At 50.1% G+C, this 15,683-nt stretch carries 17 protein-coding genes; all 17 read right to left on the minus strand.

Translation table 11 applies throughout. The features are described 5' to 3' along the window. Positions 1 to 407 precede the first annotated feature (407 nt). The 17 genes from MKZ32_RS02655 to sucC all read right to left on the minus strand — a co-directional run bounded on the left by MKZ32_RS02655 (position 408) and on the right by sucC (position 15,679). Positions 408 to 2,450, minus strand: coding sequence for a C1 family peptidase (locus MKZ32_RS02655; protein WP_239795847.1), 2,043 nt, complete (start codon positions 2,448 to 2,450; stop codon positions 408 to 410). A 267-nt stretch (positions 2,451 to 2,717) separates the two neighbouring features. Further along, positions 2,718 to 3,965, minus strand: a complete 1,248-nt coding sequence (gene lysA, locus MKZ32_RS02660; protein ID WP_239795848.1) for a diaminopimelate decarboxylase — start codon at positions 3,963 to 3,965, stop codon at positions 2,718 to 2,720. A 2-nt stretch (positions 3,966 to 3,967) separates the two neighbouring features. Beyond that, positions 3,968 to 4,165: an LPS translocon maturation chaperone LptM gene (gene lptM, locus MKZ32_RS15535; protein ID WP_320412258.1), complete on the minus strand. Its 198-nt coding sequence runs from the start codon at positions 4,163 to 4,165 to the stop codon at positions 3,968 to 3,970. Between the two features lie 82 nt (positions 4,166 to 4,247). Continuing rightward, positions 4,248 to 4,790: an REP-associated tyrosine transposase gene (locus MKZ32_RS02670; protein WP_239795849.1), complete on the minus strand. Its 543-nt coding sequence runs from the start codon at positions 4,788 to 4,790 to the stop codon at positions 4,248 to 4,250. A gap of 97 nt (positions 4,791 to 4,887) precedes the next feature. After that, entirely contained in the window at positions 4,888 to 5,787 is a 900-nt protein-coding gene (locus MKZ32_RS02675) for a HEPN domain-containing protein (protein WP_239795850.1), read from the minus strand. Positions 5,788 to 6,139: 352 nt separating this feature from the next. Continuing rightward, a complete protein-coding gene (locus tag MKZ32_RS02680; protein ID WP_239795851.1) occupies positions 6,140 to 6,394 on the minus strand; it encodes a Txe/YoeB family addiction module toxin in 255 nt (84 codons plus the stop codon). Then, complete coding sequence (locus MKZ32_RS02685; RefSeq protein WP_239795852.1) at positions 6,391 to 6,642, minus strand: type II toxin-antitoxin system Phd/YefM family antitoxin; 252 nt, start codon at positions 6,640 to 6,642, stop codon at positions 6,391 to 6,393. Before MKZ32_RS02685 ends, MKZ32_RS02680 begins: the two co-directional genes overlap by 4 nt. A gap of 230 nt (positions 6,643 to 6,872) precedes the next feature. Next, on the minus strand, positions 6,873 to 7,310 hold the full coding sequence (locus MKZ32_RS02690) for a DUF3592 domain-containing protein (protein WP_239795853.1): 438 nt from the start codon (positions 7,308 to 7,310) through the stop codon (positions 6,873 to 6,875). A gap of 144 nt (positions 7,311 to 7,454) precedes the next feature. Further along, on the minus strand, positions 7,455 to 7,802 hold the full coding sequence (locus MKZ32_RS02695; protein WP_239795854.1) for an HVO_A0114 family putative DNA-binding protein: 348 nt from the start codon (positions 7,800 to 7,802) through the stop codon (positions 7,455 to 7,457). Further along, a complete protein-coding gene (locus MKZ32_RS02700; protein ID WP_239795855.1) occupies positions 7,783 to 8,115 on the minus strand; it encodes a toxin-antitoxin system TumE family protein in 333 nt (110 codons plus the stop codon). Before MKZ32_RS02700 ends, MKZ32_RS02695 begins: the two co-directional genes overlap by 20 nt. Positions 8,116 to 8,173: 58 nt before the next feature. Continuing rightward, positions 8,174 to 8,917 carry a M48 family metallopeptidase gene (locus MKZ32_RS02705; RefSeq protein ID WP_239795856.1) on the minus strand — a complete coding sequence of 248 codons (744 nt, stop codon included), beginning with the start codon at positions 8,915 to 8,917 and terminating at the stop codon, positions 8,174 to 8,176. Next, positions 8,917 to 9,621, minus strand: a complete 705-nt coding sequence (locus MKZ32_RS02710) for a lysophospholipid acyltransferase family protein (RefSeq protein ID WP_239795857.1) — start codon at positions 9,619 to 9,621, stop codon at positions 8,917 to 8,919. Before MKZ32_RS02710 ends, MKZ32_RS02705 begins: the two co-directional genes overlap by 1 nt. Before the next feature lie 74 nt (positions 9,622 to 9,695). Then, complete coding sequence (gene gmhB / locus MKZ32_RS02715; protein WP_239795858.1) at positions 9,696 to 10,226, minus strand: D-glycero-beta-D-manno-heptose 1,7-bisphosphate 7-phosphatase; 531 nt, start codon at positions 10,224 to 10,226, stop codon at positions 9,696 to 9,698. Between the two features lie 13 nt (positions 10,227 to 10,239). After that, entirely contained in the window at positions 10,240 to 12,312 is a 2,073-nt protein-coding gene (glyS, locus tag MKZ32_RS02720; RefSeq protein ID WP_239795859.1) for a glycine--tRNA ligase subunit beta, read from the minus strand. Next, positions 12,312 to 13,208, minus strand: coding sequence for a glycine--tRNA ligase subunit alpha (glyQ, locus tag MKZ32_RS02725; RefSeq protein WP_239795860.1), 897 nt, complete (start codon positions 13,206 to 13,208; stop codon positions 12,312 to 12,314). Before glyQ ends, glyS begins: the two co-directional genes overlap by 1 nt. A 399-nt stretch (positions 13,209 to 13,607) precedes the next feature. Next, positions 13,608 to 14,480: a succinate--CoA ligase subunit alpha gene (gene sucD / locus MKZ32_RS02730; RefSeq protein ID WP_239795861.1), complete on the minus strand. Its 873-nt coding sequence runs from the start codon at positions 14,478 to 14,480 to the stop codon at positions 13,608 to 13,610. Then, entirely contained in the window at positions 14,477 to 15,679 is a 1,203-nt protein-coding gene (gene sucC / locus MKZ32_RS02735) for an ADP-forming succinate--CoA ligase subunit beta (RefSeq protein ID WP_239795862.1), read from the minus strand. Before sucC ends, sucD begins: the two co-directional genes overlap by 4 nt. Positions 15,680 to 15,683 lie beyond the last annotated feature (4 nt).

Genomic DNA, 15,683 nt, shown 5'->3' on the forward strand with positions numbered 1-15,683 from the left:
CCTAATTGTAGATACTGAGGAAAGCTAAAGACTCTGTTTTACTTACACTCCTTATTGATTCCGATAACAATTTTGACTGTTGCAAAACGTTATTGCGCAAGACGTGACTTAATGTCGGGCTTGGAAGTAGAAACGTTATTTTTGACGACGGTGTGAATTTCACAATGAGCATTTTTGTAGGGAACACTATCCTGTTCCCATCCAGCGCCCGGCGAAGTTTGTGCGCAGTACCGTTCGTTATTTAATTTACTTTTCCATTGGTACCATGAAGCTGGAGCAGCGAACGCTGAAACACAGAAAAATGAAAAAATTACTAGAATAGCAAATCTTAGTTTCATATTGATATCCTGATATATATGGCTTCACATAGGTACTGCTGAATCAGCGCCAATTTATCAATACTGATATTAGAAATGCAGATCTCGAGCGGTGAAAGGAATCTTGGGTAATTCACCAAGAATCCGGACAAGAACCGAGTTCATGGTATTGGGATCGTTGTCAAAGCCACCGTGGGTATCGCTTTTAGATATTGCTCCGGGTTTGTCTCCCGCCCCGGATATAACGATGCCAGGCAGACCATCGACTGCACTATTGAGTAGATTCAGTAATTTTGGATCATCTTCAAGAAATTTTTGCATGCCAAGCAAGGGTACTTCTCGAGTTCCTTCGAAGGCATTGCTGACCAAATAAAGAAGGGATTTTCCGTAAGGACCGACATCATCGTCGAGTTCTCCCACCTTACTCAGGATATACAAGCTGGGCTTGGGACAGGTCTTATCGATTATCTTGGGCAGTACTATTTCTTTGAACAGATCTATCCGAATTGCTGGCGCCATGAATTGAAGTGTTTTCCAGGATATGCCCAGACTGGCCAGTTGCGTAATGGCATGTGCTGCGAATATTGAGCCGGCGCTGTGGCCAACCACATGAAGTTCCCAATTGCCGCCTTCCGCCTTCTTGCCAAGATTTTCTTTTGCTCCCTTCGCATATTTTGTGAGGAGCTGCATTGCACCTGTCGCATGTTTAGAAGCGAGCTCAGCGTTTTGAACCATTTCTCCCCACAGCTTTCCGCCCGGGGTGGCTAAGGTTAGCTCAAGTACACGATCTTTCGCCTCGCGCAGGTGATCGAGAAATGCGCCGCCCGCCCGCTCATCAGCCGCAGTGAACTGATCCTTGAGGATGTTCTTGGTGGTATTGAACCAATCGCTCTCCCACATGATGTGTAGAGGGTAAATTTCGTTAGCAAGACAAACATCGCGAAATGCGACGATTCTTTTGGCTACATCCTCTTCGCCATTTAAACCACCGTGAATGTATAGCATCACTCGTCGTTTTGCCCAATTCTTGGTTTTGGCCGGAATAGTTTCCAGAAACAATCTTTTCAAGTCTTCTTCCGTGGTCCAGTAGTTACCCTGGTCAGAGAGTTTGCCGTTATTCCCAACGTCGATTACATATGGCCGAATCTCGTTTAAAGGGATAACTTGTCCCGCGCGGAAAGTTCCGCTCGTGACATCCGCCGCGCCCTGAGCCCACAGATCTGCCTTTACCGGCACACCGAGCTGCGCGACCCAAACGTCGGTGGCATGAATCATGAAGTCTTCGTATGGCAACAAGGCAAACCCACCTTTGCCCCAACGCGTTCCCCATGAATTCTGGATTATGAAACCTTGAGAGGTGTAGCCGACAAGGGCGATCGCATGCCCACCATCTGCGCTTCCCTTACGCTGGATCACGGGGATTTTTATTTTTTTGGATTTACTGCCGACACCCGCTTGGAGTGAAACGGTGTAGGGGCCGGCCTCCCCCCATCCGGCATGTACCATTAATGTGGCATACACGATGCCGACTTCATGAATGGCCGCATGCACATGACGAACCTGTCTGAAATCGACTCGATAATAAGCTCCGCCTGGTGTCAGGGTTGCTTCATCGGCACGTTGTTGATCAAAATTGTCCGCTCCATGCAGTTCGTGAGGCCAGAGTTTTTGCGTACATACGCCGTGGCGCTCCCAACCCTTCATCGCGCCTCTCGCCGAGGATCCGGAATAGTTTTCTCCCGGCCATTCATCATAGCGGCGGGCAAGTTCATAAATCATGCGCGGGCTGATGCGACGCTCTAGCTTGCGTTGATGGAGTAAAAAATTGATAACTGCCGCAAGGGCAAAACCCGTACACGCGCCTTCCGTGCCCTGATCAAGAATGTCTGGAACAGCGTGGATGTTAACAATCTCGTCGGGCAAGGCCTGCAGCGTAGGCAGATATTCCCAATCTTTAAGATCAATTTTGTCAGGGAAAGCATCCAGCGTTCTGCCAATTTTTTTCTCTACACTTCTTTCATCCGGTTCTTCACGTCTAGATTCGGATTCCGGCCGCGTGGTTTTTGGGGCAGATTCTTTGGCCACTGCTATGACAGATTGGGGCGCTTTGGTGGGGACACGTTTCTTTGTCATGGGTATTCTCCTATTTTATAGAGTCACGCTCACACTTAAGGTAATCCCAACCCTCAAGTTGGGGAGAAGACAAAATCAGCTTGCAGCGCTTGTTTGTTGATCGTAAGAGATTAGCGTGTAGCGGGATGATTTTCTATCAGCATCATAGATCGACAGCTATAAAAGAGAGAATAAGCAAATTCCTTATTTTTGATTTGTAAGCTCTCTCGCGGAGAGTTTCAATAATTAGCCCTCACCTAAGATGGTGTGCAACAATTATTTTTGTGGTTAACAAAAAAGTTTTTCGCCGGCAAACAACTGCTGCACCGTTTCGCGTTCACGGATAAGTTGCATGACTTCACCAGCCACCATCACTTCGGCTGCACGCGGGCGTGTGTTGTAGTTTGAACTCATGCTCATGCCATAGGCGCCAGCCGACATCACCGCAACCAGATCACCCTGTGAGATAGCCAATTGACGGGCATTCCCAAGGAAGTCGCCGGTTTCGCATACCGGTCCCACCACTTCATATTGTTGCACTGGCATATCACCTAGCTGTACTGGCTGGATGTGATGATAGGCATCGTACAAGGCTGGACGCATCAGATCGTTCATCGCCGCATCGACGATGGCGAAGTGTTTTTCTTCGCCATGTTTGAGATATTCAACCTTGGTCAGCAGCACGCCGGCATTGCCAACCAGCACTCGTCCCGGCTCAATAATGATTTTTTCGCTGCGTCCCCGCAGGGCACTGAGTAGCGCACGGGCATAATCGGCAATGGCAGGCGGGGTTTCGTCCAGATAACAGATACCGAGCCCACCGCCCAGATCGAGATGCTCAAGACGAATCCCCTCACTTTCCAGTGCGTTTACCAGCACCAGCATTTTTTCTGTCGCTGCGATAAAGGGGCTGAGTTCGGTCAATTGTGAACCGATGTGGCAATCCATGCCCATCACACGCAGATGCGGTAGCCCGCTCGCCTTGCGGTATAACGCCAGCGCTTCTGTATAGGCGATGCCAAACTTGTTTTGTTTCAAGCCGGTGGAAATATAGGGATGTGTCTTGGCATCCACATCTGGATTCACGCGCAGGCTTACCGGTGCCACCTCGTTCATTTCTCCGGCCACTTTATTCAGGCGCGTGAGTTCCGCTTCCGATTCCACGTTAAAACACAGAATGCCCGCTTTCAAGGCCAGCTGCATTTCTGCCACTGTTTTGCCCACACCGGAAAACACCACTTTATTCGCCGCACCCCCAGCCGCCAGCACACGCTGTAATTCGCCACCGGAAACGATGTCAAAGCCCGCACCTAACTTGGCGAATAGATTCAGGATAGCGATATTGGGATTAGCCTTTACCGCGTAGCAGATCAGATGCTCGCGCTCTTTGAACGCCTCAGCAAACTGGCGATAGCTATCGGTTAACGCACCGTGCGAGTACACATAGCATGGCGTATCAAATCGCTGTGCGATATCAGCCAAGGGTACTTGTTCGGCATAAAGCTGGTTACTCTGATATTGGAAATAATCGGTCATGGCTATTTATTTTGATCAGGAAGTGGCTGGGTTGCAGGCTGCGCCGGTGGCAAAAATAGCGGCCCCTTGTGCCCACAGCTCTGTAGTAGAAGTGCCAGCAGCACCATAATACCGGTCATACGCATGATTGTATTCTCACTAAAAGGGAACAAAACAGGATTATAAAGGCAAGAGCGGAAGTGACTGAAACGGAATTTCATTAACACATCGTGGTGGTTGTCGTAAGGTCGCAGTTTTTATCAGTGGTAGGGTGGGCACGTCTTTGTGCCCACGCGGGCAGCGTCAATTATCCCTCAGCAACGCATTTTCTATCGCAACAGCCCAATCCTGCGCATATACCCCATCACGCACATAGCGGTGAAATGTCGAATGAGGCCAATCAACCGCACGTTGTACATGCCCGTGTTTAACCGGGTTGAAATGAATGTAATCGACATGGCGGGCAAAATCATTTTCATTACGAATTTGGTGTTCCCAGAATCGCCGTTGCCAGATAGTCGATTCGCGATGTTTGAGTTTTGATGCAGTCACCCAGTCGGCACAAAGATAATCTGCCCTGCAGGCCAAAGAAACCGCTCGCTTGATCATCATCCAACGGGTGGAAAAATCGGCATCACCGTCAGGTAATGTCCACATGCAATGTAAATGGTCAGGCAACAATACCCATGCATCGATGACGAAAGGACGCGCCACGCGCACCGTTCCGATTGAGGCGCGCAATGCGATGCGAATCGCTTCGTCACATAGAATCGACTGCCGCCGGTAAGCGACTACCGTAAAGAAATAGCTTGAGCCTGTAGCCATTGCGCGGCGATAACGTGACATAGCTTTCTACTCCAAAATGACGAATCCGTGTGGGCACAAAAACGTGCCCACCCTACATGGCTACGTTAGCTCAGGCTATGCGTGCTGCATGTGCTTGTTAGGTTGCGCATACAAATTTTTGATAAATTTTTGCAAGAATCTTATCCATGGAACCAATAAGATGGTCTAGTTCGGGAACTCTTTTACCTTCATGCAAGATTTTGCTCCTGGTTTGATAGGCTTCATCAATCTTACTGATATCATTTTCATCTATTTCTAGTTTCTTCATTAGTCGTCGAAGTGCTCTACGAACTGATTCTCGCTGCAGATTGCCTACTTGACCTAGTAGTGAGTTTCGTAAACCATCATCTACTATCCCCGCTGCGTTGATAACATTTTGAAGGTCATTAATTAACGTCCCTAGTTGATCGTTAAGATCGGCTTGAACAGCCAGCGTTTCTAGTGCACTTACGAGAAGAACGAAACGAGCTCGCGAATTGCTTTCGAATCTAGCCGCGGCGCACAGCTCCAAAGACATTAAAAGTTCGTATGGAATTTCTTTTAGATCGTTAAATGCTGACCCTAATTCTTCAACAAACATCCGAAAAGGAACACGATGGGAAATCGAGGCAAAGCCTTGCAAAGTTGCACCAGTGCTCGCAGTACGATCGATGACTCTGCAAGGTAACGGTGCATCAGGCCATGCGAGATGCAAGCCCCATCGTCTTTTCTCTGCAACCCTTAGGATTGAGTATGCGAGCCTTATTCCAGCATTTTCGGCAGCGCTTGCCGTTATAGCACCTTCAAACTTCAATCTATATCCCATACAACCACTAGCCGATATTTCAGGAGGAATTTCTCGTGGCTCAAGAACTAGTATTTCTTCCTCATCCCAAAGAATACTAATGGGTTCTGATGCATATTCGCTGATTCCTCCGAACGTATTAACCGTAAAGTCAACGATAACTGACCAGCCGTAGACCGTTGGTTTTGTTGCAATGTGGTAACGATTATGCATAGCAACCTAATGTAAAATAGACACCAAAAAAATGCCCACAAAGGCACTTTCGAGGTGTGCAATCCAAAAATATCCATGCAGCCCGGTAGGTTCGGTTGAATGAAATGAAGCCCAACATTTCATCTCGGCGGCTGATACGAGCTCATTTTTTGCCAGCCGCCGAGCGAACCTCAAGAATTATTGTTTTCATCGTTCCAACTCGCAATGTCTTTCTGAAAATTGGCCATTAAGCGCTCTGTTGTGCTGAATCGGTAGCTACTTTCTTTCGTGCTGAAATGCCAGTGGTCACCCATTTAGCTACCCCATTTAATCCATTTATTCTAGAGACTTCTTCCTATCCCGATTGGGCGTCTCAGTAGTGGAAACGCAACTGAGCGATCATCAATGCATCACCCTCTATGCAATACACCATGCGATGCTCATCCGTAATTCGGCGTGACCAGAACCCTGAAAGAGCATGCTTCAATTGTTCGGGTTTGCCGATTCCCGCGAAGGGCTCGCGCTGTGTCTCACGTATCAGCTTGTTGATTCGCTCGACCATACGCTTGTCTTGCTTCTGCCAATATAGATAGTCTTCCCATGCATCATCAGCGAAGATCAGCCTCACTTCACCAACTTCCGCTCAACGCCTTTACCGTTATTCAGTTGCGCGATGGCAGTGAGAAGGCGCTTGGCATTGGCGGGGGTGCGCAAGAGGTAGGCGGTTTCCTCCAGCGACTTGTAGTCTTCGAGCGAGAGCATCACGACGGATTGTTCTCCATTGCGGGTAATGATCAAGGGTTCGTGATCGTCGCAAACGCGGTCCATGGCACTCGCGAGATTTGCACGAACGGTGGTGTAGGTAATCGCATTCATAACAATGTCTCCAAATATGTACGTGTTACTGTACATCTTTGACGGCGGCTTGTCTAGCGCGCTGGTGCGGACGCGCCGATAAGCATTCTGCGTTTGGCTGACCGCGAACGGTAATGGTTTTGCTGGAACGTCCCATTAGTTTTCAGCCTGCTAAGACGGCGCGGTGGCATTGGGTCAGTTCTAACATTTCAACATTTTGTTTGAAAGTTAGAACTGACCCCGTGCGCTTCTCAATTATAGCTGCTGAAAAAAAGAGCGAAGATCCCCAAGGCCATTGAGGCAATTCCCAAGGCGGGTATCATCCAGTCGCCCCTGGCCAGGCCGGGCTCAAGTGTGGCTTGATCAGGCTGATCCGGGTTGTAATACACGGATACTTTGGCACCGGCAGGGTATTTTTTGGCATAGCTGGTGGCGAGCTCCGGCGATGGGTTGGTACCATCTGGAAACTCCAGTGTGCGCTGATAAATATGCGCAGCCACTGTGTAGCTGAACTGGATGTGTGGCAGCAGGTCGTTAGCTTCTGACGTGGGCGCGGATTGTTCAATGACGCCTTCCACCATGGGCCAGCGTAGCGATTTTCGAGCCTTGGCAAAAATGATCCAGCCCCATAGTACGGCACCAAACCCGCCGATGATGAAGAGGCCGAGAATGATCGCATAGTAATTCAATTTTAAATCTCCATTTTGAGTTATGGCATTGGTGGTGGGAAAAGGGGGGGATACATTTAGCGAAGTGGATAGCATGAGAGGATGTACCTCGGCTTGCCGGAGCACTTCCCCTCGATTGAAGAGTCGGCGTATTTTCCCGAAGCGCTACGCTGCCTCCAGCAAAAACTCAACCTTGACCGCCTCAAACGGAAAGATTATAGCGCCGCTTTCGGTGCGATCGAGAATGCCCGCATTTAGCAGGGCAGTGATGTCGGAGTGGACAGCCTTTACGTCGCGACCAGCACGGCGAGCGGCTTCTCGAATGGAGATTGGCCCTGCGCCACACAAAACCTTTAGTAGCTCCCAGCGCTTGGTTGTGAGAACTTGCCACAGCAACTCTGGCGTTGCAAACGCGATTCGTGCAACCCGTTCTGGTTTTCCAGCCTTCCAAGATTGAACAAAATTCGCCATCGATTCCTCGGGCGAGCGAACCTCAAGAATTACTGTTTTCATCGTTCCACCTCGCAATGTCTTTCTGAAAATCGGCCATCAAGCGCTCTGTCGTGCTGAATCTGTAACTGCTTTCTTTCGCGCCGAAATGCCGGTGGTTACCTTTTCCAACTTCGTTGCCATAGCGCACCACGCAAATCGTGTTAACAACGTAGGCAAGCCGGTACTTGAATTCGTGGTCTGAGCCTGATACAGGCTTGGGAACTCGCCAAAGAATCAACTCGGCGAAAGCTTGAGTTGAGTAGACGATTCGTGTTCGTGCAATCAGGGTTGCCTTCATGTTGGACATAATGCCAACATGAAGGAGTGTTGTCAATTACTCCAACGATGGATTTCAAAAATCTGATTTGAACGCACCACTAGTTTTCAGCCTGCTAAGACGGTGAAATCTGCCACTGCTTTAATTCACGCCGTCGCTTGGCATAATCGGAGCAGGCAATTTCGACTACTCGCCAAAATGCAGTCGAGTGGTTCATCTCGATAAGGTGGGCGAGTTCATGTACTACGACGTAATCAATTAAATGCAGCGGCATTTTGATGAGTTGCCAGTTGAGGCGCACATCGCCTCGTGTGGTGCAACTGCCCCATTGCGTGCGCGCGGAGGAAAGCTTCACCATGCGCGGTGCTACGTTCATCAGGGGTGCATAGTGAGCTACGCATTCTTTGAACAGGCTTTTCGCCTCGCGTTGATACCACTGTGTGACAGTCTGCTCTATCAATGCTTGGTTAGCATCATCTGTGACATGCACGAATAATTGCTTACCGTTCAGCAGCGGTGGCGTAGCAAACAAGCTGACGACTACACGCAAGGTAATCACTTCGCCAATGAAAAAGAGGGACTGCCCATCTCGCCATTGTGGCGAGATGGGCTTCTTCGCTTGCCAATTTTCAAGTTTTTTTACCACCCAATGTGCTTTGTCCTGCAATACCTCGTGTAGCCATTTCTCCGAGGCGCGCAGTGGCATGTTTACTGTCAACCCGTGATTGTCGATGCGCAGGCCTATGCTACGGCGTCGACTAGTACGTTTGAGGGTATAGGTAACCTGAGTGCCAATCAGAACTACTGTGCGTTGTTCGACGGCCAGCGGGGTAATGAATCGGCGCAGTTTGTTGAGCATCAGGGTAACTGCGTGACCTCGGTTTCGATCCACTCTTCCACGCGCCGATTGATCTCCTCGGCCTTGAGACCGGCGGGATCAATTGGAGCACCTATACTCATGGTGATAACGCCTGGATATTTGAGGAAGGATTCGCGTCCCCACAGTTTTCCTGCATTGTGTGCCACAGGAACGATTGGTGCGCCACTGGATGCACCTAGAAGTGCACCACCGATCTTGTATCTGCCGCGCTGACCAAAAGGAATACGTGTTCCTTCAGGAAAAATAACCACGCAGAAGCCTAGCGCCAGTCGTTCTTTACCTTGGCGCAGCAACTGCTTGATTGCCTCACGGCCTTCGCTACGTTTAATGGCAACAGGGCTGGTCATCGCAAGACCCCAACCGAAAAAAGGAAGCCACAAGAGTTCACGTTTGATCACCCATACTTGCGGTGGAAATACTTTTTGTAGCGCGATGGTTTCCCATGCAGATTGATGCTTGCACAGCACAAGACACGGTTTATTTGGAATGTTATCGGCACCGCGCACTTCCATGCGGATGTCGCATACCACGCGCAATAGCCACAGCATGGTAAGCGCCCAGCCAGAGATGATGCGATAGCGTGTAATTGGATGAAACGGAAAAGTGAGAATTGCAATTAGCGTAAACAGCGGCGTAATGACGATTTGCAGCAGCAGAAAAATCAGCGAGCGTATAAATACCATATCGGGGAAACCCTAAAAATATCTTCGTTCCCGCGCAGACGAGAATGAAAAATTAAGATTTTTTAGAGATGCCATTAAATTAGGGTTGAAACGACTGCCGCCAGATCACGATAAACTAGTGTGCCTTCCGGCAAGCCGCCCTTGGCCTGGGTCTTCGTTCCCTTGCCGGTAAGCACCAATATTGGCTGCGCGCCCATTTTGGCGGCAGATTCCAGATCGCGTAACGCATCGCCTACCATAGGCACACCCTTCAGGTTCACGTTATAGCGCAGGGCAATTGTTTCCAGCATCCCGGTTTTAGGTTTGCGGCAAGAGCAGTTGGCTTCCGCTGCATGGGGACAATAAAATATTGCATCAATGCGCCCGGCTGCCTGTGCCACTGTTTTGTGCATCTTATCGTGAATGGCATTCAGTGTGAGCATATCGAATAGGCCCCGTCCTATGCCTGATTGATTGGTCGCCACTACCACGCGATAGTCCGCCTGTACCAAGCGAGCGATTGCTTCAAGACTGCCGGGTAGCGGCTTCCATTCATTCGGGTGTTTGATGAATTGAGTGGAGCCATAATTAATAACACCGTCGCGGTCAAGGATGATGAGCTTCATTCCTGACGCCATTTTAGGCTGCCAGTCTGGATATATCAGCGACCTGATTCATCAGGCCACCCAGTCGCTTCAGCAAGGCCAGACGATTATTTCGCACCGCAGGATCTTCTGCCATAACCATCACCTTGTCGAAAAATTCATCTACTACTGTGCGCGCCGAGGCCAGCAAAGTGAGTACAGCGGTGTAATCCTGTTTCTGCATTCCGGCTTCCACCTGCGGTGCGAGGCGTTGCACTATTTCATACAGGCTGCGCTCCGCATTTTCGTGCAACAGTTCAACCTGAATTTCGGCTTCTACCTTGGCGGTTTTCTTCAGAATATTCTGAATGCGCTTGTTGGCGGCCGCCAGTGCCGCTGCTTCCGGCAGTTTGCGGAAGGAACGCACTGCATCCAGACGTGGTAACACGAGATCTATACGCGTCGGGTTTTGACACACAACCGCTTCAATTTCATCGGGATAAAAATCGCGCTCGCGCAAATAACCGCGCAGTCGCTCAAGCATAAAGCCATGCACATCGGCCACGACACTGTCGCTCAATTTTCCAGCGGTGAAGCTATCCTTGCTCAATTGCAATAGTATATCTAGCGGCAAGGCAAGCGGGGTCTCGATTAGAATGCGCAACATTCCCAGTGCGTGGCGGCGTAATCCAAAGGGATCCTTATCGCCAGTGGGAACCAGACCGATGCCGTAAATGCCAACCAGTGTATCCAGCTTGTCAGCCAGAGCCACCGCACAAGCCACCGTGCCATGCGGCAGAGTGTCACCGGCAAAGCGCGGGTGGTAGTGCGCCGCGATTGCATCTGCCACTACCTGATTCTCGCCGTCATGCAGCGCATAATAGCGTCCCATAATGCCTTGCAGTTCCGGAAACTCGCCGACCATGTCGGTAGTCAAATCAGCCTTGGCTAGACGTGCCGCAAGTTCAGCCACTGATTTTTCAGCGTTAAGCTGGTGCGCGATGGCGCCGGCCAAGAGGGTTATGCGCTCGACGCGCTGCAATTGTGTGCCCAGCTTGTTGTGATAGACCACGTTGCCCAGCTTGGCGACGCGTGATTCCAGCGTCTGTTTGCGATCCTGATTGAAAAAGAAGCGCGCATCGGCCAGGCGAGGACGCACTACGCGTTGATTGCCATCGATAATATGCTTGGGATTGTCCACCTGCATGTTGGAAACAATCAGAAATTTATTGAGCAACTTGCCGTTGCTATCCAATAATGGAAAATATTTCTGGTTCTGCTGCATGGTCAATATCAGGCACTCTTGCGGCACTTCAAGGTATTCTTCCTCGAACTCACCAACATAAACCACCGGCCATTCCACTAGCGCCGTAACTTCATCCAGCAGGCCATCGGATGGATTAATGCGCGCATTGAGTTCGTGCGCCTTGGCTTTGAGAAATTCATCAATTCGGGTGCGGCGCTTTTCAAAAGAGGCGATAACCTTGCCGTGCGTCAACAATGTTTCTTCATAGCTATTTGCGGATACGACCGGCATCTCACCGGTGTGCAGGAAGCGATGCCCGCTCGTTAATCGTCCACTCTGTAGTCCCAATACTTCGCCGGGCACTATGCGATCCCCATGCAGCAAAATCAAGCCATGCACGGGACGTACAAACTGGTGGTCGGAGTCGCCCCAGCGCATCAGTTTGGGGACGGGTAGTTTTTTCAAAGCTTGAGTTATGAAGTCGGCCAAATAGACGTCAAGGGGCTGGCCTTTTTTTTCTATGCGGGCGACGAAATATTCGGTCTTGTCGTCATTATTACGCTGCAATTGTTCGAACGTTACGCCTGCACCGCGCATGAAACCTTCCAGTGCTTTGCTGGGTTTTCCTTCGGCATCCACTCCGGCAGCTACTGCGGGGCCTTTGCGTTCTATCACACGATCAGCCTGCTGCGATGCTACATTGGTAATTGTCAGGGCCAGCCGACGCGGGGTAGCGAAAGGCGTGCATATACTATCTTCGCCCGCCAGCTCCTGCTCGCGCAATTCAGTAAATACTTCATTGGCAAAAACAATGGAAAGACGTTCCAGCGCTTTGGGTGGCAGCTCTTCGGTAAGCAGCTCAATTAATAAAGTTTGCTTCATTATTTTGTCTCCCCGGTCTTGCACATTGGGAAGTCAAGTGCCTCACGCGAGTTGTAATAAGCCTGTGCCACCAGCCTGGACAACGTTCGCACGCGGCCTATGTAAGCTGCGCGTTCGGTTACCGAAATAGCGCCGCGCGCATCTAGCATATTGAAACTATGCGAGCACTTCATCACCATCTCGAATCCGGGCAATACCAGTTCGACGGCGATCAAGTGCTTAGCTTCGGTTTCATATTCATTGAAGTGTCGGAACAACATTTCGACATTGGAATATTCGAAATTATATTTGGATTGTTCCACCTCGTTCTGGTGGTATATATCGCCGTACGTCACTACGCTGTCGCCGTTTTTGGCCCAAACCAGGTCATATACGTTCTCCACGTCCTGCAAATACATCGCCAGACGTTCCAATCCATAAGTAATTTCGCCCAGTACCGGGCGGCAGGGCAGCGAGCCAACTTCCTGAAAATAGGTGAACTGCGTCACCTCCATGCCATCTAGCCATACTTCCCAGCCCAAGCCCCATGCGCCCAGCGTGGGCGATTCCCAATCGTCTTCCACAAAGCGGATATCGTGTTCACCAGTATTAATACCCAGCGCGCGCAGACTGTCGAGATAGAGTTCCTGGATGTTCGCAGGCGAAGGCTTGAGTACAACTTGATACTGGTAATAATGCTGTAACCGGTTCGGGTTTTCGCCGTAGCGTCCGTCTTTGGGGCGACGTGAAGGCTGCACATAAGCGGCGCGCCAAGGCTCCGGGCCGATCGCACGCAAAAAGGTGGCGGTGTGAAAAGTGCCTGCGCCCATTTCGATATCATAGGGTTGCAACAGAGCGCAACCCTGCTTGTCCCAGAATTGCTGTAGCGTCAGGATGATTTGCTGAAATGTGAGCATGTGACAAAACCGGCGTGATTTGTGAAAGTCGCTATTTTATTCCAATTTCAATTGGATAGTGGAACAAGGCGGGGGCGAGCGAACAATGCAGAAAACATTGTCTGTTTTATGAAGACAAATATCGACTAGTAGATCGTTCCGTTAAAACAATTACAAATAATCCGTTCGGACTGAGCTTGTCGAAGGCCGGTATTGGCGCTGGACTAGCGGTTCGACAAGCTCACCGCGAACGGTAATGGTTTTGCTTGAACGCACCACTAGCCAAGTGATGCCCGTGTCGAAATCCAGCCATTCAAAAATGGGCCGGCTTCAACCCATTGGACTCCCACCTGTTCGAACGTAAGCCTGATTTCGGCTCATCGAAAGGCGGGAATAACAGCATTTTTAGAGGTTATTGGATTACGACTTTATAGCCCGTAATACCGTAGCTCCTATGTCGGCTGGATTACGCACAACGAACATACCCAGTGCTTCCATCATGTCAATTTTAGCGGTTGCGGTATCGGACTCATTGCTGATAATCGCGCCGGCATGCCCCATGCGGCGTCCAGGAGGGGCCGATAAGCCTGCGACATAGCAGATTAGCGGTTTGCGCATGTTTTTCTTGGCCCAGCGGGCTGCATCTACTTCCTGTGGACCTCCGATTTCACCAATCATGAGTACAGCATCGGTATCTGGATCATCTTCAAATGCCTTTAATACAGTCGCGAAGTCAGTTCCATTTACGGGGTCGCCTCCGATACCGATAGATGATGATTGACCGAGGCCGAGTTCGCTCATCTGGGCGACAGCCTCATAGTTCAGTGTGCCGGAGCGTGAAACAATTCCGATTCTCCCCGGGCTGTAGATGTGAGAAGGCATGATGCCAACCTTGCCCACGCCTGGTGTAATAATGCCGGGTGTATTCGGGCCGATGATAATTGAGTTGGTGCCCAGCCGGTAGCGCTCCACACGCACCATGTCCTGAACAGGTATGCCATCCGCGATGACAACAATCGTTTTGATCCCCGCATCGATAGCTTCCATGATCGCATCGGCGGCGAAGGGAGGAGGGGCGAAAATACCGGAAACGTCTGCGCCTGTTGCCTGCACTGCTTCCTCAACGGTATCAAATACAGGTAAGCCCAAGTGTTGCGTTCCGCCCTTGCCTGGCGTCACGCCACCGACCACCTTAGTGCCAATTTTCATCGCTTCTTCGGCGTGAAAGGTGGCGTGTTGCCCGGTAAATCCCTGAAAGATTACACGCGAATCTTTATTTAATAACACACTCATGAGTGTTCCTTTTTTAGCGGTATCACTTTTTGTACAATATTGTTTACTTCAGTTACCGCTTTTGCGGCAGCATCATTGAGATTGCTGGCGATAATGAAGGGGAATTTGGAGGTGCTGAGAATAGCTCGCCCTTCTTCAACATTTGTACCTGCCAACCGTACGATGATAGGCATTTTTATATTCTGGTCACGCATGGCTTGAATAATTCCTGTGGCGATCCAGTCACAGCGATTGATCCCAGCAAAAATATTAATCAGGATAATTTTAACGGCCGGGTCCTGCAACACGATGTGAAAAGCATTAGCAACCTTTTCCGGTGTGGCTCCGCCCCCCACATCCAGGAAATTTGCCGGTCTTCCGCCATGCAGAGTAATCGCATCCATAGTTGCCATTGCCAGGCCAGCACCATTGACGATGCAGCCAACATCACCGTCCAGTGCAATGTAATTCAAGCCATGTCCAGTAGCCTCCACCTCCTTTGGATCCTCTTCGTCAAAATCCCGGAGTTCGGAAATTGTTGGTCTGCGGTACAGTGCATTATCATCAAAAGACATTTTTGCATCCAGAGCTAACAGCTGACCACTGTCTACGATAGCCAGCGGATTGATTTCAGCCATGATGGCATCATTGTCTCGCATACAACGATAAAGACCCTTCATGACCTTTACTGCCTGCGGCAATAGCGTACCTTTTAACCCAACCTTATAGGCAACCTTACGACATTGAAAATCGAGCAGGCCCACCGCTGGATCAATTATTTCCCTGATGATTCGTTCCGGTGTTTGCTGCGCAACCACCTCTATGTCCACACCCCCTTCGGCGGAGGCAACCAAAGTGATTCGCCGCGTAGCACGATCAATAACCAGCCCGATGTAATACTCGCGCACAATAGTGCTCGCTTGTTCAACCAGGACACGACGGACAAGCCTGCCTTCAGCCCCAGTCTGATGGGTAACCAGAAGGCTGCCAATTATTTCATCGGCGATTACTCTTACTTCATCAATGCTATTGGCTACCCGGACACCACCCGCTTTGCCACGGCCCCCGGAATGTATCTGCGCCTTGACAACCCAACGTGCCCCTCCTATTTCTTCCGCAACAGTGGCCGCTTGGGCGTCAGTGTGAACGACGCGCCCCGGTGGTACGGGAACGCCATAATGTTTAAGCAAATCTTTAGTTTGATATTCATGAATATTCATGGCA

This window comes from Candidatus Nitrotoga arctica (assembly GCF_918378365.1).
Classification (GTDB): domain Bacteria; phylum Pseudomonadota; class Gammaproteobacteria; order Burkholderiales; family Gallionellaceae; genus Nitrotoga; species Nitrotoga arctica.